Origin of the sequence: Aquitalea pelogenes, assembly GCF_001515305.1 — a bacterium.
In the GTDB taxonomy this organism is placed as follows: Bacteria; Pseudomonadota; Gammaproteobacteria; order Burkholderiales; family Chromobacteriaceae; genus Aquitalea; species Aquitalea pelogenes.
Window position 1 is genome coordinate 26,739 of the sequence record NZ_LNQV01000004.1, and the last position, 22,836, is coordinate 49,574.

At 61.8% G+C, this 22,836-nt stretch carries 18 protein-coding genes and 1 pseudogene; 11 read left to right on the top strand and 8 right to left on the bottom strand.

All coding sequences use genetic code 11. The features are described 5' to 3' along the window. Window positions 1-43: 43 nt before the first annotated feature. Window positions 44-289, bottom strand: coding sequence for a hypothetical protein (locus tag AWT75_RS22030; protein ID WP_204376858.1), 246 nt, complete (start codon window positions 287-289; stop codon window positions 44-46). A gap of 337 nt (window positions 290-626) precedes the next feature. Beyond that, window positions 627-1,625 (bottom strand): sulfate ABC transporter substrate-binding protein, encoded by a 999-nt coding sequence (locus tag AWT75_RS02600; protein ID WP_045845977.1) that lies wholly within the window; start codon window positions 1,623-1,625, stop codon window positions 627-629. Window positions 1,626-1,852: 227 nt separating this feature from the next. Between AWT75_RS02600 and AWT75_RS02605 the strand changes: the two genes are divergently transcribed. Together AWT75_RS02605 and AWT75_RS02610 are read left to right on the top strand one after the other, a co-directional pair. Next, window positions 1,853-2,425, top strand: a complete 573-nt coding sequence (locus AWT75_RS02605) for an RBBP9/YdeN family alpha/beta hydrolase (RefSeq protein ID WP_062787008.1) — start codon at window positions 1,853-1,855, stop codon at window positions 2,423-2,425. A gap of 117 nt (window positions 2,426-2,542) precedes the next feature. Beyond that, window positions 2,543-3,082: a DUF2059 domain-containing protein gene (locus AWT75_RS02610; protein WP_045845975.1), complete on the top strand. Its 540-nt coding sequence runs from the start codon at window positions 2,543-2,545 to the stop codon at window positions 3,080-3,082. A 41-nt stretch (window positions 3,083-3,123) separates the two neighbouring features. Here the strand turns inward: AWT75_RS02610 and AWT75_RS02615 are convergent, their stop codons facing one another. Next, window positions 3,124-3,720 (bottom strand): helix-turn-helix domain-containing protein, encoded by a 597-nt coding sequence (locus tag AWT75_RS02615; RefSeq protein WP_062787184.1) that lies wholly within the window; start codon window positions 3,718-3,720, stop codon window positions 3,124-3,126. Between the two features lie 80 nt (window positions 3,721-3,800). Between AWT75_RS02615 and AWT75_RS02620 the strand changes: the two genes are divergently transcribed. The 5 genes from AWT75_RS02620 (at window position 3,801) to AWT75_RS23760 (ending at window position 6,151) form a co-directional block, all read left to right on the top strand. Beyond that, entirely contained in the window at window positions 3,801-4,421 is a 621-nt protein-coding gene (locus AWT75_RS02620; protein WP_239689431.1) for a DMT family transporter, read from the top strand. A gap of 32 nt (window positions 4,422-4,453) precedes the next feature. Beyond that, window positions 4,454-4,693: an EamA family transporter gene (locus AWT75_RS22535; RefSeq protein WP_239689432.1), complete on the top strand. Its 240-nt coding sequence runs from the start codon at window positions 4,454-4,456 to the stop codon at window positions 4,691-4,693. 149 nt (window positions 4,694-4,842) lie between these two features. Next, window positions 4,843-5,400: a LysE family translocator gene (locus AWT75_RS02625; RefSeq protein WP_275575672.1), complete on the top strand. Its 558-nt coding sequence runs from the start codon at window positions 4,843-4,845 to the stop codon at window positions 5,398-5,400. A gap of 40 nt (window positions 5,401-5,440) precedes the next feature. After that, window positions 5,441-5,740 carry a superinfection immunity protein gene (locus AWT75_RS02630; protein WP_045845971.1) on the top strand — a complete coding sequence of 100 codons (300 nt, stop codon included), beginning with the start codon at window positions 5,441-5,443 and terminating at the stop codon, window positions 5,738-5,740. 141 nt (window positions 5,741-5,881) lie between these two features. Next, entirely contained in the window at window positions 5,882-6,151 is a 270-nt protein-coding gene (locus AWT75_RS23760; RefSeq protein ID WP_420835415.1) for an SLC13 family permease, read from the top strand. A gap of 1,350 nt (window positions 6,152-7,501) precedes the next feature. Here the strand turns inward: AWT75_RS23760 and AWT75_RS02635 are convergent. From AWT75_RS02635 to AWT75_RS20695, 3 genes and pseudogenes are all read right to left on the bottom strand, one after another. Further along, a pseudogene (locus AWT75_RS02635) lies at window positions 7,502-11,161 on the bottom strand (two-partner secretion domain-containing protein); the annotation flags it as partial. Window positions 11,162-11,190: 29 nt separating this feature from the next. Then, a complete protein-coding gene (locus tag AWT75_RS02640) occupies window positions 11,191-12,390 on the bottom strand; it encodes a ShlB/FhaC/HecB family hemolysin secretion/activation protein (RefSeq protein ID WP_082695908.1) in 1,200 nt (399 codons plus the stop codon). Then, on the bottom strand, window positions 12,378-12,881 hold the full coding sequence (locus AWT75_RS20695) for a POTRA domain-containing protein (protein ID WP_153013218.1): 504 nt from the start codon (window positions 12,879-12,881) through the stop codon (window positions 12,378-12,380). The genes AWT75_RS02640 and AWT75_RS20695 overlap by 13 nt, the downstream gene beginning before the upstream one ends. A gap of 313 nt (window positions 12,882-13,194) precedes the next feature. Between AWT75_RS20695 and AWT75_RS02645 the strand changes: the two genes are divergently transcribed. The 4 genes from AWT75_RS02645 (at window position 13,195) to AWT75_RS02660 (ending at window position 21,231) form a co-directional block, all read left to right on the top strand. After that, complete coding sequence (locus tag AWT75_RS02645) at window positions 13,195-14,670, top strand: methyl-accepting chemotaxis protein (RefSeq protein ID WP_062787022.1); 1,476 nt, start codon at window positions 13,195-13,197, stop codon at window positions 14,668-14,670. 112 nt (window positions 14,671-14,782) lie between these two features. Further along, window positions 14,783-18,724, top strand: coding sequence for an ATP-dependent RNA helicase HrpA (gene hrpA, locus AWT75_RS02650; RefSeq protein WP_062787027.1), 3,942 nt, complete (start codon window positions 14,783-14,785; stop codon window positions 18,722-18,724). A gap of 86 nt (window positions 18,725-18,810) precedes the next feature. Further along, window positions 18,811-19,944: an HD-GYP domain-containing protein gene (locus AWT75_RS02655; RefSeq protein ID WP_082695910.1), complete on the top strand. Its 1,134-nt coding sequence runs from the start codon at window positions 18,811-18,813 to the stop codon at window positions 19,942-19,944. Between the two features lie 126 nt (window positions 19,945-20,070). Further along, entirely contained in the window at window positions 20,071-21,231 is a 1,161-nt protein-coding gene (locus AWT75_RS02660; protein ID WP_062787034.1) for an HD-GYP domain-containing protein, read from the top strand. Window positions 21,232-21,292: 61 nt separating this feature from the next. Here the strand turns inward: AWT75_RS02660 and nagZ are convergent, their stop codons facing one another. Further along, window positions 21,293-22,375, bottom strand: a complete 1,083-nt coding sequence (gene nagZ, locus AWT75_RS02665; RefSeq protein WP_062787037.1) for a beta-N-acetylhexosaminidase — start codon at window positions 22,373-22,375, stop codon at window positions 21,293-21,295. 76 nt (window positions 22,376-22,451) lie between these two features. Next, window positions 22,452-22,832: a holo-ACP synthase gene (acpS, locus tag AWT75_RS02670; protein WP_045847959.1), complete on the bottom strand. Its 381-nt coding sequence runs from the start codon at window positions 22,830-22,832 to the stop codon at window positions 22,452-22,454. Window positions 22,833-22,836: the final 4 nt, after the last annotated feature.

The window sequence follows — 22,836 nt, forward strand, 5'->3', positions numbered from 1 at the left end:
GCTGTGGCGACAATGTCCAGCTGCGGCAGGCCGAGATGATCGATCAGGCCCGCCACGGTTTCGGCATGCGCGGCCACGCTGTAGGCAAAGTCGTCCGGCCGGTCGGAAAACCGGCACCCAGCAAATCCAGCAGCAGACGCCTGCGCCCGGCCAGCGCAGGATCGGCCGCCACGCGGGGAAAGTCGCTGGAAGCGGCACAGCCCAGGCCATGCACAAACAGCAGCGGCACACCGCTGCCGGGCAGGTCGTGATAACGCAATGCCCCATGAGGGCTGTGAAATACTTGCATGCGGATGGCGGGAAACAGATGAAATGAGCGTCGCCCAGTCTACCGCAGCCATGTGACAAGCGGCAGATGCAGACAGAATGGAAATGGAATGCAAAACAGGCCGCATCGTGCGGCCTGTCAGACTGCTGACACAGTGATTCGTGTCGAACCTACTGGACCCGGCAAAGCCGGGCCTTTCGATGAAGTGACTGATTCCGCAGCCTTTCCATCTATTCCCTATCCCCCCGCCCTTACCCTGTAAGGGTGCCTCGCTTTTCTTTCAGAAAGCGAGTGAGGCAATCAAAATCAGACAGGCCGCATCGTGCGGCCTGTCTGTGTTCTTCACGGCAGGAGAAAATCAGTTCTTGCTGTAGATCTGGTCAAACACGCCGCCATCGGCAAAGTGTTTTTTCTGCGCGCTGCGCCAGTCGCCAAACACGTCCTTGAGGGTGAACAGCTTCACCTTGGGGAACTGGCTGGCGTATTTGGCCGCAATCTTGGGGTCACGCGGGCGGTAGTAGTTTTCTGCTGCAATGGTCTGGCCTTCCGGGGTGTACAGGAACTTCAGATAGGCCTCGGCCTGCTTGCGGGTGCCTTTCTTGTCCACCACCTTGTCTACCACGGCCACTGGCGGCTCGGCCAGAATGGAGATGGACGGGGTGACGATGTCAAACTTGTCCGGGCCCATTTCCTTTACCGCCAGCACGGCTTCGTTTTCCCAGGCCAGCAATACATCGCCCAGACCGCGCTGGGTGAAGGTGAGCGTGGCACCACGTGCGCCGGAATCCAGTACCGGTACGTGCTTGTACAGCTCGGCCACATAGGCACGGGCCTTGGCTTCGTTGCCACCGTTTTTCTTCAGCGCATAACCCCAGGCAGCCAGGTAGTTCCAGCGTGCGCCACCGGAGGTTTTCGGGTTCGGCGTGATCACCTGCACGTCATTGCGCACCAGGTCATTCCAGTCCTTGATGTTCTTCGGGTTGCCCTTCTTCACCAGGAACACGATGGTGGAGGTGTAGGGCGAGCTGTTGTCCGGCAGGCGGGTTTGCCAGTTTTTCGGCAGCAAGCCTTCATCGGCCAGCACATCAATATCGTAAGCCAGGGCCAGGGTGGCCACGTCGGCAGCCAGACCATGCTGGATAGACAGCGACTGCTTGCCCGAACCACCATGCGACTGCTTGATGGTGAGCTCTTCGCCGGTCTTTTTCTTCCATTGCTCGGCAAAGGCCTTGTTCACATCCTGATACAGCTCGCGGGTGGGGTCGTAGGACACATTCAGCAGTTCGGCTGCCTTCAGCGGTGTCACAGCCAGCAGCAGCACGGCTGCCAGCGCTTTCAGATTGGTGCGGATAGTCATGAGTGGCTCCTGAGGCGATGTGCGTCGTTTGATGGGCACACTGTAATCAGGAATTGCTTAGCACTAGAAATGATTGTTTCTTATTCTGTTATTCAAAATAAGTCTAACAAACCACGACGCTTCCATGCTCATCAAATTACCAAATGAAATATAAAAACAATTATTTATCACTTTTTAGGCTATAGATTCTGACTTATAGTGGCTGCATCTGTTTCCGGGAACCTGTCATGACCACCATTGCCGACGACTTCGATTTCATCATCCAGCCAGGCTGGAGGGGCAGCGCGACCGATCACTGGCAAAGCCACTGGGAACAGCGCCTCAACGCCATCCGCGTGCAAAACGACAACTGGGAACAGCCGGACCTGGACAGCTGGCTGACCGGACTGGACCACGCCCTGTCGCAGGCACGCCGTCCGGCCATCGTGATTGCCCACAGCCTGGGCTGCATTACCGTGGCGCACTATGCCCGCTTGCAGCCCGGACGGATTGCCGGTGCATTGCTGGTGGCCCCGGCCGATGTGGAAAGACCCTTCGTGCCGCGCGAACTGATGCCGTTTGCCCCCTTGCCGCGCCAGCCACTGCCCTTTGTCAGCCGCGTGGTGGCCAGCGACAACGACCCGTTCTGCAAGTCTGCCCGCGCCGCACGCATGGCAGGTTACTGGCAAAGCCCGCTCACCTGGCTGCGGCAAGCCGGGCATATCAATGTGGCCTCCGGCCATCAGCAATGGGAAGAAGGACTGGCCCTGCTGCCGCCCTTGCTGGAGCGTGCCCGCGCCCAGGGCAGCCTGGCGGCCTGAGGCCGGACCGGGAACTGTCATTGACCGAACATCCTCAAAGCAGCTTTGACCACACTCTCTGGCGGTGTCACACTGCCAGCCTTGTGTCCCAGATGCCATTGCCGAAAAGGATGTCCCATGTTTGCTGCTAGCCCGATCAAGACCGCCATTGCCGCCCTTGCACTGACCCTGCCGATGCTGGCTCATGCCGATGCCGCACAGGATGCCGCCGCCAAGGAACTGGCCCAGGTGATCGGCCTGAACAATATGCCGAATGATCTGGCCAACCGCACCACCGCTTCTGCCGGCCCGCTGCTGCAGGAATATCTGGTGAAGAACAAGGTCAACCTGAGCCCGGAACAGCAAAAGAAGGCCCAGGACGGCTTCAAGACCTATGCTGATGGCGTGCACAAGACCGCCGCTGACTATTTCAACTCTGCCGCTGTGAAAAAGCAGTTCGAGCAGGAAGTGGTCAAGAGCTACAGCGCGCAGTTCTCTGCCGCGGAAATGCAGCAGATCGTGGCCTTCTACAAGACCCCGGCCGGCCAGAAGCTGATGAAGCAACAGCCGGTGGTGATCGACAACATCATGAAGAACATGCTGACTGCCGCCGAAAAGACCCTGCTGCCGAAAATGCGCACGGCCGCCGAAACCTACGGCAAGTCCATCAGCAAATAAGGTCGCGCATGACAATGAAAAACGGCTGCGGGCCGTTTTTGTTATTCCGCCGACTGCGTGCCGTGTGGATACATCAGGATGTTCTTGGTAAAGGCGCAAGCCACCGCGTCGCGGTTGTGATAGCTGTACACCTGGTCCGAGGCAAAAGTCAGTGACTGACCGGTTTGCAGCGTGTGGCTTTGCTGCGCCAGTTGTACTTGCAGGCTGCCTTGCAGCACATACAGCACTTCGTGGCAGCCGGGCGCATCGGCTTCGGCGTGATAGCTGTCACCGGCCGCCAGCTGCCAGCGCCACAGCTCCAGTGTCACACCGGGTTTGACCACCGACTCCAGCAGGCTGGCATGGCTGTCTGCCTGCTCGCCCTGCCAGATGCGCAGCGGCAAGGCACGGGCCTTGTCGCTTGACGACGGCGGGCGCACCACGTCGACAAAACTCAGCCCCAGTGCCGAGGCCAGCTTGTCCACCGTGGCAATGCTGGCATTGCTTTCCCCGGCCTCGATATTCACCAGCATGCGGCGGCTGATGCCCGCCCGCGTGGCCAGCACTTCCTGACTGTAGCCTTGCTGCAGGCGTGCCAGACGCAGATTGTCTGCCACGTTTTGCATGACTTGCAGCGAACCGTTTGCTTCCTTGCTCATGGCCATGTGCAATATATTGCCCAAATGGTGATTTGTGCATTATATTTCACAGACTCCCCACCCGCAACGAGAGCACGTCCATGACACCGCTGACCGCCACCGCCGGCCTGCCACCCGGCCCATCCCGCCTGCCAGACCTGGTGCTGATCGGCGTCACCATGATCTGGGGCTTTACCTTTCTGGTGGTGCAGCACGCGCTGCAATGGGCTGGCCCCTTCAGCTTTGTCAGCCTGCGCTTTGGCGTGGCCGGCCTGATTGCCCTGCTGCTGAGCTGGCGCGAGCTGCACGGCCTGACCCGGCGCGAGCTGCTGACCGGCGCACTGGTGGGCAGCGTGCTGTTTGGCAGCTACAGCCTGCAGACGCTGGGTTTGCAGCTGATTCCCAGCAGCAAGTCGGCCTTTCTCACCGGGCTGTATGTACCACTGGTGCCCTTGTTCCAGCTGCTGCTGTTTCGCCACCGGCCCCGGCTGGCAGCCTGGCTGGGCATCATCGTGGCCTTTGGCGGGCTGGTTTTGCTGTCCGACCCGCGTGGCCTGCAATTCAATTTCGGCGCAGGCGAATGGCTGACCGTGGCCGGGGCCGCCATGATTGCGCTGGAAATCAGCCTGGTGGGCCGCTTTGCCGGCCAGTGCCACCCGCGCCGGGTGGCGGTGGTGCAATTGCTGACCGTGTCCTTGCTGGCGCTCTGGGCTGGCAACTGAGTGGCGAAGCCGCGCCAGAGCCGCATCCGGTATTGCTGGTCAGCCTGCTTGGCATGGGGCTGGCCACTGCCGTCATCCAGATCGCCATGAACTGGGCACAGAAAACCGTCCCCGCCACGCGGGCCACCGTGATTTATGCGATGGAGCCGGTATGGGCTGGCCTGCTTGGTGCACTGGCCGGCGAGCAGCTGGGGCTGATGGCCATCAGCGGCGCGGCGCTGATTGTAGCCAGCGTGCTGATCAGCCAGCTGGGTGGGCGTCAGGGCCATTAGAGGGCTAATGGTGCACAAATAGTTGTTTTTGCTGGGCATTGTCGCTTTAATGAGCGTTTTTCGCCCAGCAAGGTGCCAACCATGTCGCACACGTTTTTGCTGTATACCCTCACCTGCCTGGCCCTGGTGGCGGCACGGGCCCGGACAATCTGCTGGCCATTGCACGTGGCCTGTCGCAGGGCAAGCGGGCGGCGGCCATGTCGGCGCTCGCCTCCGGCTGTGCCATCTTCGTGCATGTCACCGCGGCATCGCTGGGGCTGACCGCACTGTTGCAGGCCTCAGCCACCGCCTTCCTGCTGGTGAAGCTGGCTGGCGGCTGTTATCTGGTCTACCTCGGCTGGCAGGCCATCCGTCACCGCACCCTGGTGCGTTTTTCCCGTATCGACCCCTTACCGCTGTGGCAGGTGTTCCGCAGCGGCTTTCTGTCCGGCAGCCTCAACCCCAAGGTGGGCATCTTCATCATGGCCTTCGTGCCGCAATTCATCAGCACCGGTCAGGGCAGTGTGGCCGGGCAGATGATGTTGCTGGGCGGCTGGTTTGCCTTGCTGACAACATTGGGTTTTGGCCTGATGGGCATCAGTGCCAGCCATCTGGCGCGCTGGATAGCCGCCCGGCCCCGCCTGATTGCCGGGCTGAATATCAGTGCCGGTCTGGCGTTTATTGCAGCAGGTTTGTCCGTGGGGTTTGCCAAGGCGGCAAAGGCGTGATTACCCTAGCCGCTTATCTGATTACCCCTGTTTGTCTGTCATGAAAATCGTCGATCTGCTCAAAGGCCTGTTCATCATCGTGCTGGCGCTGGCCGTGCTGCTGTGGCTGTATGGCACCTTCAACAATCAGCCGCTGTTCGTCACCACCGCCATGTGGATGGGCGACGCGCTGGTGATGATTCCGGCTTATCTGATTCCCAGCATCACCGGCTGGCTGGTGAAAAGCCCCCGTCTGCAAAAAGTGGTTCTCATCAATGTGCTGGGCGGCTGGCTGCTGCTGCCGTGGATCGTGGCCATGGGCATGGCCATCAAGCGTGACGATTTGCGCACCGAGGACTGACGCCGCCGTGCACGCAGCTTGATGACGGCAGCAGCCTTCCCGTAAGCTGCCGCCATGTCTGCACACACCTCCCCCTCTCGTCTGGCCGCCTTGCTCGCCCCGTTCTTGCACGACCGGCTGCTGCATGTGCTGCTGTTGCTGATGCTGCTGCTATGGCTGCCACAGCCCGCGGCGGCCAGCCAGTTTGTCCACTGGATAGACTGGCCCACCATCACCACCCTGTCCGGCCTGCTGTTGCTGACCAAGGGCGTGGAAGCAAGCGGTTATCTGAGTCATCTGGGCCGCCTCATCATCAACCGGCTGGCGCGGGAAAGATCGCTGGCACTGTTTCTGGTGGGCATGTCGGCCCTGCTGTCCACCGTGCTCACCAATGATGTGGCGCTGCAGGGTGAGGTCGCCCTGGGTGGATAGGCGGCTGCCGGTTTGGTCGGTACTGGCCTGGGCGGACCAGTTGTTGGCATTCCAGGTGATGCGGCGTTGCTGGGCGGTGTCGGTGGTGCCGAGTGTGAGGTCTTGTCCGGCGGACAGCACGGTGCTGCCGCTGGATTGGTTGCTCAACTGGCTGCCGCTGAGGTCGAGGTTGCGGCCTGCGGCCAGCAGCATGGGGCCTGTGCCCTGCCCCAGGTACAGCCCGGCCATGCGGTCGAGTACGGTTTGTTGCAGGGTGTTGCCGCCGCTGCCGTGTTGTTGGCTATAGGTGGTGCTGGCGCTGCTGAGGTCGCGCCCGGCGCTCAGGCTGAGGCTGTGGTCGGCCTGAATGCGTCCGCCCTGGTTGTTGAGGTCGGTGTTGGCGTGGATGGCCAGGTCGCCGCCTTGCAGGCGTCCGGCCAAATTGTTGATGGTGTCGGCGTTGATGCTGAGCAGTTGTCGCCCGGCCATGCTGCCCTGGTTGCTAAGGTCGCCCTTCAGTTGCAGTTGCAGTCGGTCTGCCGCCAGGATGGCGCCGCTGGGGGCCAGGTCGCCTTGCTGCAGTTTGACGTACACCTGCGGCACCAGCACTTGCTGGCTGCGGCCATCCGGCAGGGTGACGGTTTGGCTGACCAGCCAGACGATGTCGCTGGTGAGCTGGGCCATTTGCGCAGCGGTGAGCGCCACGCCGGGCACCAGCTGGTGGCTGGCGGCAAAGGTTTTACCGTTGTCCATCAGCGCACGGAACTGGGCCTGACCGTCGCTATAGCCTGCCAGCAGGCTTTGGCCGGTGAGGCGGCTGACTTGCTGGTTGATGAGTTGTTGTTCGACATAACCATCACCCAGGCGTTTGAGGGAGGTATTGGGGTCGGGCGACAGCCCGGCCAGCAGGTAATCGCTGCCCAGCCAGGCCTGGCGATTGGTTAGCGCGGGGTCGGTTTCCAGCAATGGTGCCGGTCCGTCGGGCAGCAGGCGGTACAGGCTGCTGCGTGGCAACTGGATGGTGGGCGGCTGGGTCAGCACGCTGCCGGGGATGCCATTGCTGCCGGGTTCCAGCTGTACCGTGCCATTGCTGGTTTGGCTGAGCCGGGCTACTTCGCTGCCAGGAACGGGCGGTGCAATCGGGCTGGGGCCCGGGCGGCCCTGATCCAGATTGGCGACGGTGTCGGCGTTGATGACCAGGCTGGTCTTGCCCTGGATGCTGGCATCGACGCTGCCTATGGTTTCGCGGATATCGGGCCGGGGGAAAGCAAAGCCGCCACCGGAGTACATGCGTATCTGCACATCAAACTGGTGATTGCGGTACAGCGTGGCAGCGGTATTGATGATCTGGCTAGCTGCCCCACCGTCTATTTGCAGTTGGTCTGCGGCACTGATCTGGCCGTACTGGTTGTCCAGCAACTGGCCCGGCTGCAACAGCATATTGCCGCCAGCGCGGATGGTGGGGGCTGCTCCCGTGTCGGCTGTTAGCACGTCGTCCAGCGCGGTGTGGTGGGCGGTGCGACGTAGTTCGTTATACGGTTCGGTGGTACCCAGACCGGTCGGGTTAATCACGGTATGGATGGGGTCAGTGAGCTGATACGGCGTAATCAGCAATACGCAATGGCTGCTGCAACTGCCATATTGCGCGTCGTAACGAACGGCGTCGGTCTGGTAAGAGAAGTAAGGCGCACCACCGGTGCCACCCGGCCCGTGCAGCAGCAGGAAGGGGTCGAGCCCGTCCGGGCTTTGGTCCGGATTGACCACGCCGTCCTGACGCAGGGTGTAGTAGATGGTTTGGGTTTGCGGCTGGTCGATATTGATGCGCCAGCGCTCGCCGGTCATGCCCCAGCCACGGCCATTGGCAAAGAAGAAGGTACTGGTTTGCGGGCTGAGTTTGACCACGGCGCGGCCCAGCACATTGCCATCCGGGGTGATGATCTGCTCGTTGCTGATGATGTCGGCCGGGTCAACAAAATAAATCTGCGAGGCACGGTAATTGGCCGAGTTACGCAGGTCGCCGCCGTTGTGGCCATTACGCTTCCAGCCGGGCAGGTTCATGGTGACGGTTTCGTCAATGCTGCTTTGCTGGCTCATGCCCACCCGCAGCCGCTGGTTGCGTACGGTGTCGGCGCTGATCTGCATATTGCCACCGGCCTCGATGCTGGCCGACTGGTTGTCCACCAGACTGGCCGGGCGATTGATCTGGCCGCTATCGTCAAAGCCGCCGCCTATCACCATGTCGCCCAGGCTGATGAGCTGGGCGTTTTCGCCATTAAGCAGTTGATCGGTCGCGATGCCCAGTTGTTGCCGGGCGGCAATCACCGGTGCTTGCCCTGCTAGTGAGGTGTTGTCCAGCTGCGGTGCGGCCAGTAACAGCCTGTCAGCATAAATACGCCCGCTGCCGCGATTGCTGATGGCTTGTCCGGCGAGAAGGCTGGCATCCCCGGCGTCTATCAGGCCCTGATTGTCCAGGCTGGTGGTAGCTTGCAGGTTAAGCGTGCTGGCGGTGATGTCGGCCTGGCTGGCATTGCTGATGCTGTCTGCCTGTATGCTGGCGCTGCCTCCGGCGCGCAGGCTGGACTGGTTATCCAGCTTGCCCGTCGTACTGAGTACAAGGTTTCTGCCCGCCTGGATAGCGGCCTGTACGGTAAGGTCTTGCCGGGTGTTGAGGGTGAGGTCCTGCCCGGCAACAAACTGGCCGGTGCTGCCCAGCTGTCTGGCCTGGACGGCCAGATTGCGACTGGCCGTGGTCAGCCCGCCCTGCTGTTGCAGGGTGTCCGCTTGCACTGCGGCATCACCCAGGCTGTGCAATTCCCCCTGGTTGTGCAGGGATTGCGCGGCAACAAGCGACAGGCTGGTTTTGGCGGCAATCAGCCCGGCCTGGTTGTCCAGCGTATCGCCCTGCAGGGTGACGGTATCACCCATGATCAGGCCGGCCTGATTGCGCAGGGTGCTGCTGTTGATGTCCAGTGTGGACGCCTGAATGCGCCCGTCTTGCAGGTTGAACAAGTCGCCGGTTTTCAAGGCCAGCCTGCCGCCGGAGAGTACGCCCAGCGTATCGCCACTGTCGGCATTCCACAGGGTTTGTCCACCCGTATTCAGCAGCAGTGATTGACTAGCAGCCAGCAGGCCGCCACGGTTATCCACCGCACCGCTGCTGGCGCTGATGTCGCGGGCAAAGATGCCGCCCTGGCGGTTGTCAATGTCGCCGCCATTGAACAACAGCCCGGCGGCTTCCAGCCAGCCAGCGCGGTTGTCCAGTTGCCCGGTCATCAGGCTGAGTCCGCCCGCGGCGGCAAGCTTGCCCTGCTGGTTATTCAGAGTGGCGGTGCGCAGGGTGATGTCCTGCCTGGCCACCAAGGTGCCGCCCTGATTGTGGATGGCTCCGGTGTCGATGTGCGCCTGGTCGACATACAGCCGGCCTTGCCGGTTATCCAGCATGGGGCCGAACAGTTGCAGTGTGCGCAGCTGCATGCTGCCGTGATTCTGCAAGCCTTGTTGCAGGCTCAGGTCGATGCCGCCATTGGCCAGCAGGCTGCCGCTGTTATCCAGCAGGTCTGCCACGCGGATGGTGCCGTCGGCTAACACCTCGGCGGGGGTGGGCTGGCTGTAAACCGGGGCATCCCCGCCCGGTGCGTTCGTGCTGTCTGTGGCTGGCGGCGTGGCCGTACCATTATCCGGTGTGGATGGTAGCTCAGGTGCAGTGCTGGCTTTGGGCGGCAGGCCTATCGCCCCGCTGCTGTGCAAGGCATTGGCCTGCAACAGCAAGCCCTGCTGGCCGGTCTGGCTGAGTTGGCCCGCGTTGTCCAGGCTGTCTGCGTCTATCTGCACGCGCTGGCCGCTGATGCTGCCGCTGCTGCTGTTACGGATGTCGCTGGTATTCAGCACCAGTTCGCGCCCGGCATTGATCAGCCCGCTGTTGCTGAGTGGTCCGTTGGCAATGTGCAGGTTGCGGCTGGCCGACAAGGTGCCGTCATTATCCAGCCCCTGGCTTTGCACCAGCAGGCTGCCACCCTGCTGCGCCAGCATGCGGCCGGTGTTGATCAGGCGGCCATCCGCTTGCAGCTGCAAATCGCCCTGACTTGCCACTAGCTCACCGGCATTGCGTGCGCCCAGGCCGTGTTCGGTAGCCAGCAGGGTGATTTTGCCGGCGTACATGCCACCGATTGCCGCCACGTCCAGGCTGTAGGCCGGGACAGCACCGTCATTCCCCGCTGCCGGGGTGGTGGTGGCGATGAGCCTGCCCGTGGCATCCAGCTGGTTCTGCCCGGAGCTCAGTTGCAGTTGCTGCGCCCACAGCCCGGCATTCAGTTGTACGGCCCGGGCCAGGATGGTGGTGTAGTCGCTGCCGCTATCATTCAGCCCTGCACCGTTAATCTGCAACATGCCGTTGCCGGTCTGGAAGCCTTGCACTACCCCGCCAGTAAGCTGCGGCGTGGCAGCGGCAAAGGTGCTGCGGTTGGCATTGAGCACAGTGACGCCATCTATGCGCAGGCCGGAGGGGTTGGCGATGATCAGGTCTGCCCGTGCACCGGCTATTTCCATGGTGCCGCTCAGGCGTGACGGGTTGGCGCTGTTGACCTGGTTGACAATGACTCTGGCACTGCCACCGGCCAGCCACGGGTTGCCTGCCACCCAGCCGGCGCTTTGGGTCTGGCTGGCGCTGCGGCCGTTATTGAAGATGGTGACCGGTGTGGTGGTGTCGAACTGGCGATACTGGTTCATCGACACCCCACCGGCGGTCGGGGTCTGGATATTGATTTGTACCGCACCGCTGGCGGTATTGAGGATGGTGGGGCGTTGCCCGGCAGGTGCGGCAGGGTCGGCCAGAATCTGCGCCAGTGCAGCACCGGGCAGGCTGAGCAACAACAAGGCCAGTGCCAGCGGTCGCCATGCCCAGCAACATGGCCGTGCCTGCCCCGCTCCCGGACGGGTACTGGCTGAGCGCTGGTAGCTGCCGGTCAGCTCGGCGACAGGCATCAACAGATTGCGCAAGGTGTTAAAAACCAGACGATAGCATTGTCGATTCATGGGCCAGTCTCCGGTGGCAAGGCGCAGCGTCAAAAACGGTAGGCAAGGGAGAAGCCCCCGGTGCTGCCGGGGGTGCGAACATGGGTGGGGTAGTGCATGGGCTTGCTGATGAACACTTCGTAGTCGAAGCCAAGCAAGTGGCCACGGCTGCCAAGGGCAATGCCGCTCAGCCGACGACCCGGCAGCAAGGCCGCCGATTGGCCACCGACTTCGCCATGGTCGTAAGCCAGATAGATTTCACGTCCTTTGAATTGCCAGCCCAGCTCATTGCGTACCAGCCAGCCGCGATCGGCACTGAGCTGGTTGTCGCCGTTGAAGCCGCGCACGGTGCTGCGGCTGCCGATAGAAAAGCGGTCCAGCGGAATCAATGGGGTCTGGTTGTATTGGCCGCGCCAGGCCGAGCTGAACTGCAAGGCCTGGCCCAGGGCGCGAAACGGCAATACCAGCTGTGCCTCTGCCTGCCATAGCTGCAAGCGGGAACTGCCCTCGTTGAAGGCCTCCTCCGGCGCGCGCTGCGCGCGACGGGCACCGGTACCACGCCGGTAATTCAGGCTGGCGCTGAATGCGCCCTCACCCAGGCGGGTTTCGTGAGCTACGCCCAGCTCCCAGCCCGCCATGCGACGGCGCTGCACGTCGATTTCGGCATCGTTGATGAAGCTGCTGGTCTTGCGTTGCCACAACTGCAGGTTCACGCCGGTTTTGCTGTCGGCATCACGCAGCAGCAGGCGCGACAGCTTGAGCGAGGCGTTCTCGCTTTTACCGTGATAGAGATAGCTTTCATAAGCACCAGCCACCGACTGGCGATAACGGCCATCATTCAGTGTCAGGCCGAGCAGCCAATACCCCAGCGGCAGGGTGTAGCTGACGGTGTTGTTTTCAGAGCCCCGCTCGCCATCCTGACCACCACCCAGCGCCTGGCTGCGCGACAGGCTGAGCATGTCATTGAGCGTCAGCAGATGGTCCACCGCCAGCGTGGCACTGCCTTGCAGCACCCCGGTGGCCTTGCTGCCGCCATCATCCAGCTGCAATGACAAGCGGTATGGCCTGTGTTGCCGCCATTGCACCAGCACGTCGCTGCTGTTGGGCGGTGCATCGGCGGCGCTGGCCGGGGCAATCTGGAAGTCCGCCTGCACCGAAGGCAGGCGTTGCAGGTTTTCCAGCCCTTGTTCGATGTCACGCAGATTGAGTACCTCACCCGGCCCGGTTGGCAGGGCATTCAGCGTACGCATTGCAGTGCTGTTGTCGGCAGCAGGTTTGATCTGGTGAATAAAACCGGGCAGCAAGGTGAACACCAGCTGTCCGTGCTCAGGTTTTGCGGGCTGACCAGCACCCTGGAAGTGACAAAACCTTGTGCCAGCAGCGCGTTTTGCATGCGCCGTTGCAATTGGCTGACGCCCTGGCTGCCAAGGCAGCGGCCAATGGCGCTGTCCGGCTGGGCGGCAGCATGCAATAGCCACTGAAAGCGTGCGGATAACTCGCCTTGCAGAAACAACTGCCGTATCGGGAAACATGGCTGTTCTGCGGGTGGCAAGGGCGTGACCGCAGGCAGGCTGTTACCTGCTGCGGCGGCAAGTCCGGTAACCGGCGAAGGCACTTGCGCGAAGGAATATACCGGCCACAAACCGGCAAGCAATGGCAGTACTCCTGCCAGGCTACGCGGTACAAACCGGAAATTGGGAATCAAATGGCAGCCAAACAGCGGCAATCGGGACATTGTCATGGTTTGCCGATTGTCCAAATGCCATGCTGCTTGGCCTATCAGCGCATTCCCAAATGGACAGCATACTTTTCGGCACCTGCCGGTAATGCTGGCTGGTGTTGGCCTGACCGGTTCAGCACACACCGACGGCCTGTCCGCGGCAGGGCAAGAAATACACAGCCCTCACTGACTGAGCACCCCGCTGGCACGTGCTCAGCAAATAGTACGATTGCCGATTTCAAACAGTTGTTTTACATTAGCCAATCGCCTGAAATCGGGCGTAAAAACCAAAACAATACTTACAAATCAAGACGCAACGAGGGAGACTCACCACATGACTGCCAAGTCCGTTACCGACTGGTTCATACCGGAAACCATCCGCCAATCCCCCGCCCAGGCCATTGGCGCACGCACGACGGTGGGCGTTGGCCTGCTGGCCGGTTGCATTGCTCCGCTGTTTTCCATCGAGTATTTCATGCTGAATCACCCGGCCATGGGCACCGGCATTGCACTGGGCGGGCTGGGTTTGTTGCTGGCGCCACTCTTGCTGAAACTCACCGGCGCACTGCGCTTTTGTGCCGAGCTGATTACCAGCTGCATGTTCGTGATGGTGTGCTGGATGGTGTACGTCAACGGCGGCATCATGTCCACCAGCGTGGTGTGGTTTGCTTCCATTCCGTTTACCGCCATTTTCGTGTCCACCCGCCGCTCCGGCATGGTGTGGATGGTGCTGACCATTCTGGCTATCGGCGTGTTCTTTTTGCTGTCGTCCGACCCCGGTGCGCTGCCGCCGGTGCCGATCGACCATGCCGAAATTCCCAAACTGCAAGCCAAGTCGCTGATCGGCCTCACCATCGTGGTGTTGTCGCTGGCCATGGCCTTTGACAAGGCCAAGGTAAAAAGCCTGGAAAAGCTGGAACAGGCACGCGCCGAGTCCGAGCAGGCCAGCCGCGCCATGCGCGAGATGATGGAACAGGTGGCGCGCTCCATTCGCGCCGCCTCCAGCGCCAGCCGCGACATTGCCGACAGCACCGGGCTGATGGCACAAACCATGGCCGAGCAGCGCAGCCGTGCGGAAGACATGATGGTGGTGGCACAGCAAATGGCGGTCGTCACCAGCCAGAACGCCGCCCAGTCCGACAGCGCCACCCGGCTGGCGCAAACCGCAGGCCAGGCGGCCAGCAGCGGCGGCCAGGTGATGGACCAGGCGGTATTACAGCTGGGCCGCGCCGGGGAAGTCATCTCCCATGCCGCCAGCAAGCTGGAAGACCTGGGCCAGCGCAGTACCGAGGTCAACGGCATCGTACAGCTGATTCGTGACATTGCCGACCAGACCAACCTGCTGGCGCTCAATGCCGCCATCGAAGCTGCCCGCGCTGGTGAAATGGGGCGCGGCTTTGCCGTGGTGGCGGACGAGGTGCGCAAGCTGGCCGAGCGCACGCAGAACGCCACGCTGGATATCGAAACCAAGATCAAGCTGATTGTGGATGGCACCAATCAGGCCATCATCGCCATGCGTGACGGCAACAGCCAGATGCAGGCCGGGCGCAGCAATGCGCAGGAGGCGCAGCAGAACCTGCAAGGCATCATTCAGGAAACCCGCCAGCTGGCCAGCCTGCTGGAGGAAGTATCCCGGGCGGAAAGCAGCCAGAACCAGGGCTTTGCCCAGTTTGCCGGTGACATTACCGCGGTGGGCGAATCCACTCGCTCGCTGTCCACCGAAACCCGCTCCATTGCCGATGCCATCAAGCGGCTGGACCAGTTGCTGGATGATCTGGGTCGAACCTCGCAGGCCCAGCACGCCGGCTAGTCGCCACAAGGCCTCATCATGCCCGGACCGCCAACTGGCGGTCTTTTGCATTTTGTCCCCCTCCCCCCTCTGCTATACTGCCCGGCTTGTGTAAACAAGTGCTCTTTGCCCGATGACCACCCCAGCCCAGCAACTGTCCCAACTGAAATCCCGCCTTGCCCATTGCCTGCTGCGCGACCGCCACGGCCTGCGACGCAAGCTGAATGATGTGGCTGAACGGCTGAAAAAAAACCAGCCGGCCGACAAGCTGCTGGATGATGTCCGTGCCCAGCTGGAACGCTCGACTGCCCGCGCCGATGCCCGTCGTCAGCACATGCCGCGCCCGCAGTTTGACCCTGCCCTGCCGGTCAACCAGAAGCTGGACGACATCAAGGCCGCCATTGCCGGGCATCAGGTGGTGATCATCTGCGGCGAAACCGGCTCGGGCAAAACCACGCAGATTCCCAAAATCTGCCTGGAGCTGGGCCGCGGGGTGTACGGGCTGATCGGCCACACCCAGCCGCGCCGTCTGGCCGCACGCTCGGTGGCCACCCGCATTGCGCAGGAGCTGGGCTCGCAACTGGGCGAGCATGTCGGTTTCAAGGTGCGTTTTACCGACAAGCTGTCGGAGAAGTCCGTCATCAAGCTGATGACCGACGGCATCATGCTGGCGGAAACCCAGACCGACCGCTATCTGGAAGCCTACGACACCATCATCATCGACGAGGCCCACGAACGCAGCCTCAACATCGACTTTTTGCTGGGCTTTCTCAAGCAGCTGCTGCCGCGCCGCCCGGACCTGAAAATCATCATCACCTCGGCCACCATCGACGCCGACCGTTTTGCCCGCCATTTTGATGGCGCACCGGTGATTGAAGTCTCTGGCCGCACCTTCCCGGTGGAAGTGCGCTATCGCCCGCTCAAGCAGCGCGACGAAGACGAGCGCGAGATGGAAATGGAAGACGCCATTGTCGACGCCGCCGACGAGCTGTCGCGCCAGGGTGCGGGCGACATGTTGGTGTTTTTGCCCGGTGAGCGCGAAATCCGCGAAACGGCGGAAAAACTGCGCAAGTCCGGCATTCGCGGTTATGAAATCCTGCCCTTGTTTGCCCGCCTGTCCAACGAGGACCAACAGAAAATCTTCAAGCCATCCGGCGGACGGCGCATCGTGCTGGCCACCAATGTGGCGGAAACATCACTTACCGTGCCAGGCATCAAGTATGTGATCGATACCGGCCTTGCGCGCATCAACCGCTACAGCCCGCGCGCCAAGGTGGAACAGCTGCAAGTGGAAAAGATTTCCCAGGCCGCCGCGCGCCAGCGGGCTGGCCGGTGTGGTCGGGTGGAAGCCGGTATCTGCGTACGCCTGTACAGCGAAGAGGACTTCAACGCTCGTCCGGCGTTTACCGACCCGGAAATCGTCCGCTCCAACCTGGCGGCGGTTATTCTGCGCATGGCCGCGCTGCGCCTGGGCCGGGTGGATGCCTTCCCCTTTCTGGAAGCCCCCAGCAGCCGCCTGATTGCCGACGGCTACCAGGTGCTGACCGAGCTGGGCGCAGTAACCGACAGCAACGAACTGACCCCGATCGGCAAGGAGCTGGCGCGCATTCCGGTGGACCCGAAAGTGGGCCGCCTGCTGCTGGCCGGCCGCGACTTCGGCTGCATGCGCGAGGTGCTGATCATTGCCTCGGCGCTGTCCATCCAGGACCCGCGCGAGCGCCCTTTTGAAGCCCGCGAAGCCGCCGAGCGTGCCCAGGCCCGCTTCAATGATGAAAAGTCCGACTTCCTGTCCTATCTGCATTTGTGGGACTTCTTCAGCGAAGCCATCAAGCACAAGAAGTCCAACCGCCTGCTGGTGAACACCTGTCACGAGCACTTCCTGTCCTATCTGCGCCTGCGCGAATGGCGCGAGCTGCACGGCCAGTTGGCGGAGATTGCCAGCGAACTGGGCCTGATCAAGCGCGAAGCAGCGCATGCCGATGCCGAGCAGCCCGCTGCCCAGATGTCGCAGAAAAAGCGCCAGCAACTGGATGCCGTGGCCTATGAAAACCTGCACAAGGCGCTGCTGACCGGCCTGGTGGGCAATATCGGCATGAAGAATCTGGAAGGCGACGACTACCAGGGCGCTCGCGGCGTCAGCTTCCATGTTTTCCCCGGTTCCGGCCTGAAAAAGAGCAAGCCCAAGTGGCTGGTGGCGGCAGAGCTGGTGGAAACCACCCGCCTGTACGCCCGCTGCGTGGCCAAGATCGAACCGGAATGGGTGGAAAAACTGGCTCCCCATCTGGTGAAGTACCACTACTTTGAACCGCACTGGGAAAAGAGCCGCGGCGAAGTGGTGGCCAGCGAACGCGTCACCCTGTACGGCCTGACGCTGATTCCGCGCCGGGCGGTGAGCTATGGCCGCATTGCGCCGGAAGAAGCCCGCGAGCTGTTCATCCGCGGGGCGCTGGTGAACATGGATTACGTCAGCAATGCGCCCTTCTTCCAGCGCAACCAGCAGTTGATCCGCGAAGTGGAGCAACTTGAACACAAGGCGCGCCGTCAGGACGTGCTGGTAGATGAAGAAGCGCTGTATGCCTTCTATCACGAACGCATTCCGGCTACGGTAGTGGATGCCGCCAGCTTTGAAGCCTGGCGCAAGGAAGCGGAAAAAACCGAACCCAGGCTGCTGCACCTGACGCGCGATGAGCTGATGCGCCACGCCGCCCAGCATGTGACGGAAAACCAGTTCCCGGAATGGCTGGAACTGGAAGACGGCAAGCTGCGGCTGAAATACCGCTTTGAACCCAAGCACCCGCTGGATGGCGTCACCATGGATGTGCCGCTGGCCATTCTCAACCGTCTGCAACCAGCCCCGTTTGAATGGCTGGTGCCGGGCATGATCCGCGACAAGCTGCAACAGCTGCTCAAGGGCCTGCCCAAGCAGGTGCGGCGCTGTTGCGTGCCGGTGCCGGACTTTGTCACCCGCTTCCTCAGCAGCAATCCGGACCTGCAGCAGCCGATTGCGCCGCAACTGGCGCGTTTCATCCTGCGCGAAACCGGTGGCGTCAAGGTCGACATCGACGAATTCAACAAGCAGGAATTGCCGGAACACCTGCTGTTCAACTTCCGCATCATCGACGACGGCAAGCAGGAAATCGGCCTGGGCCGCGACCTGCTGGCCCTGCAAAAACAGTTTGGCCAGGCCGCCCAGCTGACCTTCCGCGACAGCAGTGCCGATTTTGAGCGGGATGATGTCAGCAGCTGGGACTTTGGCGATCTGCCGGAAAGCATCCAGTTTGCCCGTGGCCGCCAGCAGCTCACCGGCTATCCGGCACTGACGCTGGAACAGGACAAGGTGGCCATCCGCCTGTTCGATACCCAGCCTGAAGCCGAACGCCACCATCGCGCCGGGGTGATCCGCCTGTTGCAACTGCAATTGAAGGAGCAGATGAAGCAACTGGGCAAGGGCCTGTCCGGCATGACCCAGATTGGCCTGAACCTGCGCAATGTGGCCAATGCGGATGTACTGCTGGCCGATGCCATTGCCTGCATCTGCGACCGTGCCTTTATTGGCGAAGACGCGCTGCCGCGCAGCGAAAAAGCCTTCAACGAGCAGAAAACCCGTGCCCGTACCCGACTGCCGGCAGTGATTCAGGCAGTCACGCAGTATTTGAGCCAGATCGGCAGCGAATACATGGTGCTGTATACCAAAATGCAGAAACACCGCCTGGGCAATGAGCTACAACAGCAATTGAGCCGCCTGGTTTACCCCGGATTCCTGCAAGCCACGCCATGGGCGCAACTGCCACACCTCACCCGTTACATGCGCGCCATGAGCCTGCGCATGGACAAGCAGCCGGCCAATCCGCAGCGCGATGGCCAAAGGGCTGCAGAAATCCGCGAGCTGTGGAGCAAGTGGGAGGCCCGGCTGGCAGATGAGCGCGAGCGCGGCGAACCATCCGCCGCCTTGCTGGATTTCCGCTGGCAGCTGGAAGAACTGCGCGTCAGCCTGTTTGCCCAGGAGTTGAAAACGCCTTATCCGGTTTCGGTGAAGCGCTTGCAAAAGGCATGGCAGGATTTACCCAAACAATGATGATTATCAACATTTTCACCCGATATGCATGAGTGAAAATGTTGGTATATCTATATAATTTGGCCATTCAACGCTAACGGTGTGCCATGCCAGATCGCTCCTTGTCTGACAAACTGAAGTCCAGCGCCATTTCCATCGGCAAGGAATTGCCGATGGATGTCTACGCCAAGAACGGCATTCTGCTGCTCAAGCGCGGGCATTATGTGCTGACGCCGGACATGAAGCACCGGCTGATCAAGCTGGGCTTTGCCGAACACGCCGAAGAACCCAAGCCGGCGGATAAGACCGACGCCGAGGGCTACAAGAACCAGCTGCTGTTCGAGGAAGTCGCCTTCCTGCAGCAACGCGTACGCAGCATGTTGCAACATGCTCTAGGCCGCCCCGGACTGGAAGGACGGGTGCGCAGCATCGCCCAGGCGGTGATGACACTGTGCGAACGCCATCCGGACGGGCTGATCGCCGCCATGCTGCTGCTGCCCTTCCAGGATTATGCGGCGGCCCACTCGCTGCATACCACCGCACTGCTGGCACTGATTACCCGGCAGATGAAACTGCCGGCCGATCATCGGGAAATCCTGCTGTGCGCAGCACTCACCATGAATATTGCCCAAGTGGAGCTGCAAAACGAACTGTTCCGCCACCAGGGCGCACTGGCAGCAGAACAGCATGCCGCCATTCGCGAGCACCCCTTGCTCAGCTCGGCCATCCTGCGTGAGGCCGGCATCGAGAACGATTTGTGGCATGCACTCATCCAGACCCACCACGAAAACTGGCATGGCAAGGGCTACCCCTTCGGGCTGGATCGCAAGCAAATCCTGCCGCCAGCCCATTTGCTGCACCTGGCCGACATTACCTGCGCCAAGCTGGCGCCGCGCAGCTACCGGCCGCCACAACTGCCGGCCACGGCGCTGGGGCAGCTGTTCCAGCGCAAGGATGTGGACTTTGACGCCGCCTTCACCACCATGCTGATCCGCGAGCTGGGCATTTATCCGCCCGGCAGCTTTGTCAAACTGGCCAACGACGAAATCGGCGTGGTGCTGGCGCGTCGGCAGAAGCCCAGCGAGCCGCAAGTGGCCGCGCTGCGCAAGGCCGATGGTCCGGCTTATGCCGAGGTATTGCTGCGCGAAACCAGCCACGCGGCCTACAAGATCATCTCGCCTTGCCCGGCGCATATGGCGGGTGTGCGCATTTCCTTTCTGGCCGGGCTGTGGAAATACTGAAACCCCTTTACTGACAAGGAAAAGGGGCAAGGTAAAAGCCATGCAAGGGCAGGCGCATCGGCCTATAATCGCAGCTGGCCTTAAGTTCAGTAGCCACTTGCCAACCCAGCCGACGACACGCTCAGCATGAACACCCGTTTCAAGATCCAATTACAGGACAAGGTAGCGCCCGACCAGATTCACATGGGCAAGGAGCTACCACTGGATGTCTATGCCAAGAACGGCCTGCTGCTGCTGCGCAAGGGACATTTCGTACTGAGCGACCGCCAGCGCGAAAAGCTGCTGGAAATGGGCTATTCGGTGGACGGCAACCGTCTGGATGCCATCAACCTGCCGGAACAGCCGGACACCATGATGGTGCGCGAAAGCGTGCTGCATGAAATGGCCTTCCTGCAACAGCGCACCCGTACCCTGCTGAGCTATGCCATGCAGCTGGAAGACTTCCCGCGCAAGGTATCGCTGGTGGTGCGCGATATCGTGCGGCTGACCGAGCAACACCCGGACGGCGTGATTGCCAGCCTGCTGCTGGTGCCATTCAATGAATACGGCCCGGCGCATGCCCTGCACACCACCGCCCTGCTGGCCTTGCTCAGCCGCCGCATTCCGGATTTGTCCGCAGCGCAGCGCACCTCCATGCTGTCTGCCGCGCTCACCATGAACATGTCCATCTGCGAGCTGCAAAACGCGCTTTACCATCAACAGGAAGCGCTCAGCCCGCAGCAAGAGGACGAAATCGCCAGCCACCCCTTGATGAGTTCCGCCATCCTGCGTGAAGCCAGAGTGAGCGATGAGCTATGGCACTGGCTGGTACAGACCCACCATGAATCCTGGCTGGGCAATGGCTACCCCTACGGGCTGGGGCGTGGCGAGATCGAATCGCTGGCACACATGCTGCACATGGCCGACATCACCTGCGCCAAGCTCACCCCGCGCAGCTACCGTGCCGGCATGGTGCCCGCTGCCGCCCTGGGGCATATCTTCCAGCGCAAGGACCACGAATTCGACCCGGCCTACACCACCCTGCTGATCAAGGAACTGGGCATCTACCCGCCCGGCAGTTTTGTCAAACTGGCCAATGATGAAATCGGTGTGGTGCTGGCGCGCCGTGAAAAAGCCAGCGAACCGCAGGTGGCTGCCATTCGCCGCAGTGACGGCCCGGCATATATCGACGCCCTGATCCGCGACACCAGCCAACCGGCACACAAGGTGGTGGCACCCTGCCCGGCCACGCTGGCAGGCGTGCGGCCTTCTCATCTGGCACGGCTGTGGCGCACCCAACCCAATTGAACTTTCAGCTGCAAAATCAAAAAAGCCGGCATTTACCGACTTTTTGCTTGAATCAACGCGCTTAACTGGCCTCACCCACAGCCGGCCCCTGCAACACGTTTTGCGGAATGGCCAGCGCCTTCACCTCTGCCTGACGCGCAGCAAAGGCCGGACTGAGAATTGCCTGCTGCCAGCCGGTAATGTCTCCGGTGCCGGCCATGCGCTGCAAACGCTCGGCCAGACGCGGCTGGGCTGGCGGCTGCAGCCCGGCCAGCACTTCATCGGCACGTTCCGGCTGATTGCACACCAGCACCATATCGCAGCCTGCCGCCAGTGCAGCTTCGGCACGGTCGACAAAGCTGCCTGCGCCGGCAGCACCTTCCATGCCCAGGTCGTCGGAGAAAATGACGCCATCAAAAGCCAGCTTGCCGCGCAGGATGTCTTGCAGCCATACCGGCGAGAAGCCGGCCGGGCGGCTGTCCACTGCCGGGTACACCACATGTGCCGGCATCACCGAACCCATGCCAGCCTCTGCCAGGCGGGCAAACGGAATCAAGTCGTCTGCTTCCAGCTCGGCCAGCGTGCGGTCATCCTGCGGCATCACGAAATGGCTATCGCCAGCAACAAAACCATGACCAGGGAAGTGCTTGCCGCACGTGGACATGCCACCTTGCCGCAGGCCACGCTGCAAGGCCAGGGCCAGCTCGCTGACAATGTGCGGGTCGCGATGGAAAGCCCGGTTGCCGATGACAGCACAGCGGCCCCAGTCCAGATCCAGCACCGGGGTGAAGGACAGGTCGATGCCGCAGGCACGCAACTCACCCGCCAGCACCACGCCGACATTCTCGGCAGCGGCACGGGCGGCGGTTTCGTCCTGCTGCCACAGCTCGCCCAGCACGTTCATGGGCGGCAGACGGGTGAAGCCATCGAGAAAACGCTGTACGCGGCCACCTTCGTGGTCCACGGCAATCAGCAGCTCCGGTGTGCGCAGCGCGCGGATTTCCGCCGTCAGCGCCTTGAGCTGGTCGATGTTCTGGAAATTGCGGCGGAACAGGATGACCCCGCCCACCAGCGGGTGGGACAAGCGGGCTTTTTCCTGCTCGGTCAGGCCAAAGCCATGTACATCCACCATGACCGGTCCACGCGGCAGATTCGCTACTTGCATGGCTGATTCTCCAAGACTGTGCGAAGGCACGCCTCCGCAATTCAATTGATGATGGCACCGGGCCGGCCCGGCGGCGCTAGGCTTGCTCCAGCACGACGAAAGCCAGCGCGTGTTCCCGCTCGTCGGTAATGGAAACATGGCTGCGCACAATGCCGCGCTGGCTGAGAAAAGCCTGCAAGCCAGCAGAAAAGACCAGTTGCGGCTTGCCCAGTTCGTCATGGCTGACCGCAATGGCAGTCAACAGCACCGGGTCCACCACACCAGTGCCAACCGCCTTTGACAGCGCTTCTTTCACGGCAAAACGCTTGGCCAGAAAACGCGCCTGGTCGCGGGACTGCAGGAAATCCGCCATTTCGGCCTCGGCCAGAATGCGCCGCCCGGCCTTGTCACCCCAGCGCTGCAGCAGCCCCTGCATGCGGGCGATTTCCACCATGTCCGTGCCAATGCCGTATATCATCTGC

What these genes read in the sequence shown, in the direction of transcription:
- AWT75_RS22030 (WP_204376858.1), bottom strand. Translation starts at nt 289, where the DNA reads ATGCAAGTATTTCACAGCCCTCATGGGGCATTGCGTTATCACGACCTG.
- AWT75_RS02600 (WP_045845977.1), bottom strand. Translation starts at nt 1,625, where the DNA reads ATGACTATCCGCACCAATCTGAAAGCGCTGGCAGCCGTGCTGCTGCTG.
- AWT75_RS02605 (WP_062787008.1), top strand. Translation starts at nt 1,853, where the DNA reads ATGACCACCATTGCCGACGACTTCGATTTCATCATCCAGCCAGGCTGG.
- AWT75_RS02610 (WP_045845975.1), top strand. Translation starts at nt 2,543, where the DNA reads ATGTTTGCTGCTAGCCCGATCAAGACCGCCATTGCCGCCCTTGCACTG.
- AWT75_RS02615 (WP_062787184.1), bottom strand. Translation starts at nt 3,720, where the DNA reads ATGAGCAAGGAAGCAAACGGTTCGCTGCAAGTCATGCAAAACGTGGCA.
- AWT75_RS02620 (WP_239689431.1), top strand. Translation starts at nt 3,801, where the DNA reads ATGACACCGCTGACCGCCACCGCCGGCCTGCCACCCGGCCCATCCCGC.
- AWT75_RS02630 (WP_045845971.1), top strand. Translation starts at nt 5,441, where the DNA reads ATGAAAATCGTCGATCTGCTCAAAGGCCTGTTCATCATCGTGCTGGCG.
- AWT75_RS23760 (WP_420835415.1), top strand. Translation starts at nt 5,882, where the DNA reads ATGCTGCTGCTATGGCTGCCACAGCCCGCGGCGGCCAGCCAGTTTGTC.
- AWT75_RS02640 (WP_082695908.1), bottom strand. Translation starts at nt 12,390, where the DNA reads ATGCGTACGCTGAATGCCCTGCCAACCGGGCCGGGTGAGGTACTCAAT.
- AWT75_RS20695 (WP_153013218.1), bottom strand. Translation starts at nt 12,881, where the DNA reads ATGACAATGTCCCGATTGCCGCTGTTTGGCTGCCATTTGATTCCCAAT.
- AWT75_RS02645 (WP_062787022.1), top strand. Translation starts at nt 13,195, where the DNA reads ATGACTGCCAAGTCCGTTACCGACTGGTTCATACCGGAAACCATCCGC.
- hrpA (WP_062787027.1), top strand. Translation starts at nt 14,783, where the DNA reads ATGACCACCCCAGCCCAGCAACTGTCCCAACTGAAATCCCGCCTTGCC.
- AWT75_RS02655 (WP_082695910.1), top strand. Translation starts at nt 18,811, where the DNA reads ATGCCAGATCGCTCCTTGTCTGACAAACTGAAGTCCAGCGCCATTTCC.
- AWT75_RS02660 (WP_062787034.1), top strand. Translation starts at nt 20,071, where the DNA reads ATGAACACCCGTTTCAAGATCCAATTACAGGACAAGGTAGCGCCCGAC.
- nagZ (WP_062787037.1), bottom strand. Translation starts at nt 22,375, where the DNA reads ATGCAAGTAGCGAATCTGCCGCGTGGACCGGTCATGGTGGATGTACAT.
- acpS (WP_045847959.1), bottom strand. Translation starts at nt 22,832, where the DNA reads ATGATATACGGCATTGGCACGGACATGGTGGAAATCGCCCGCATGCAG.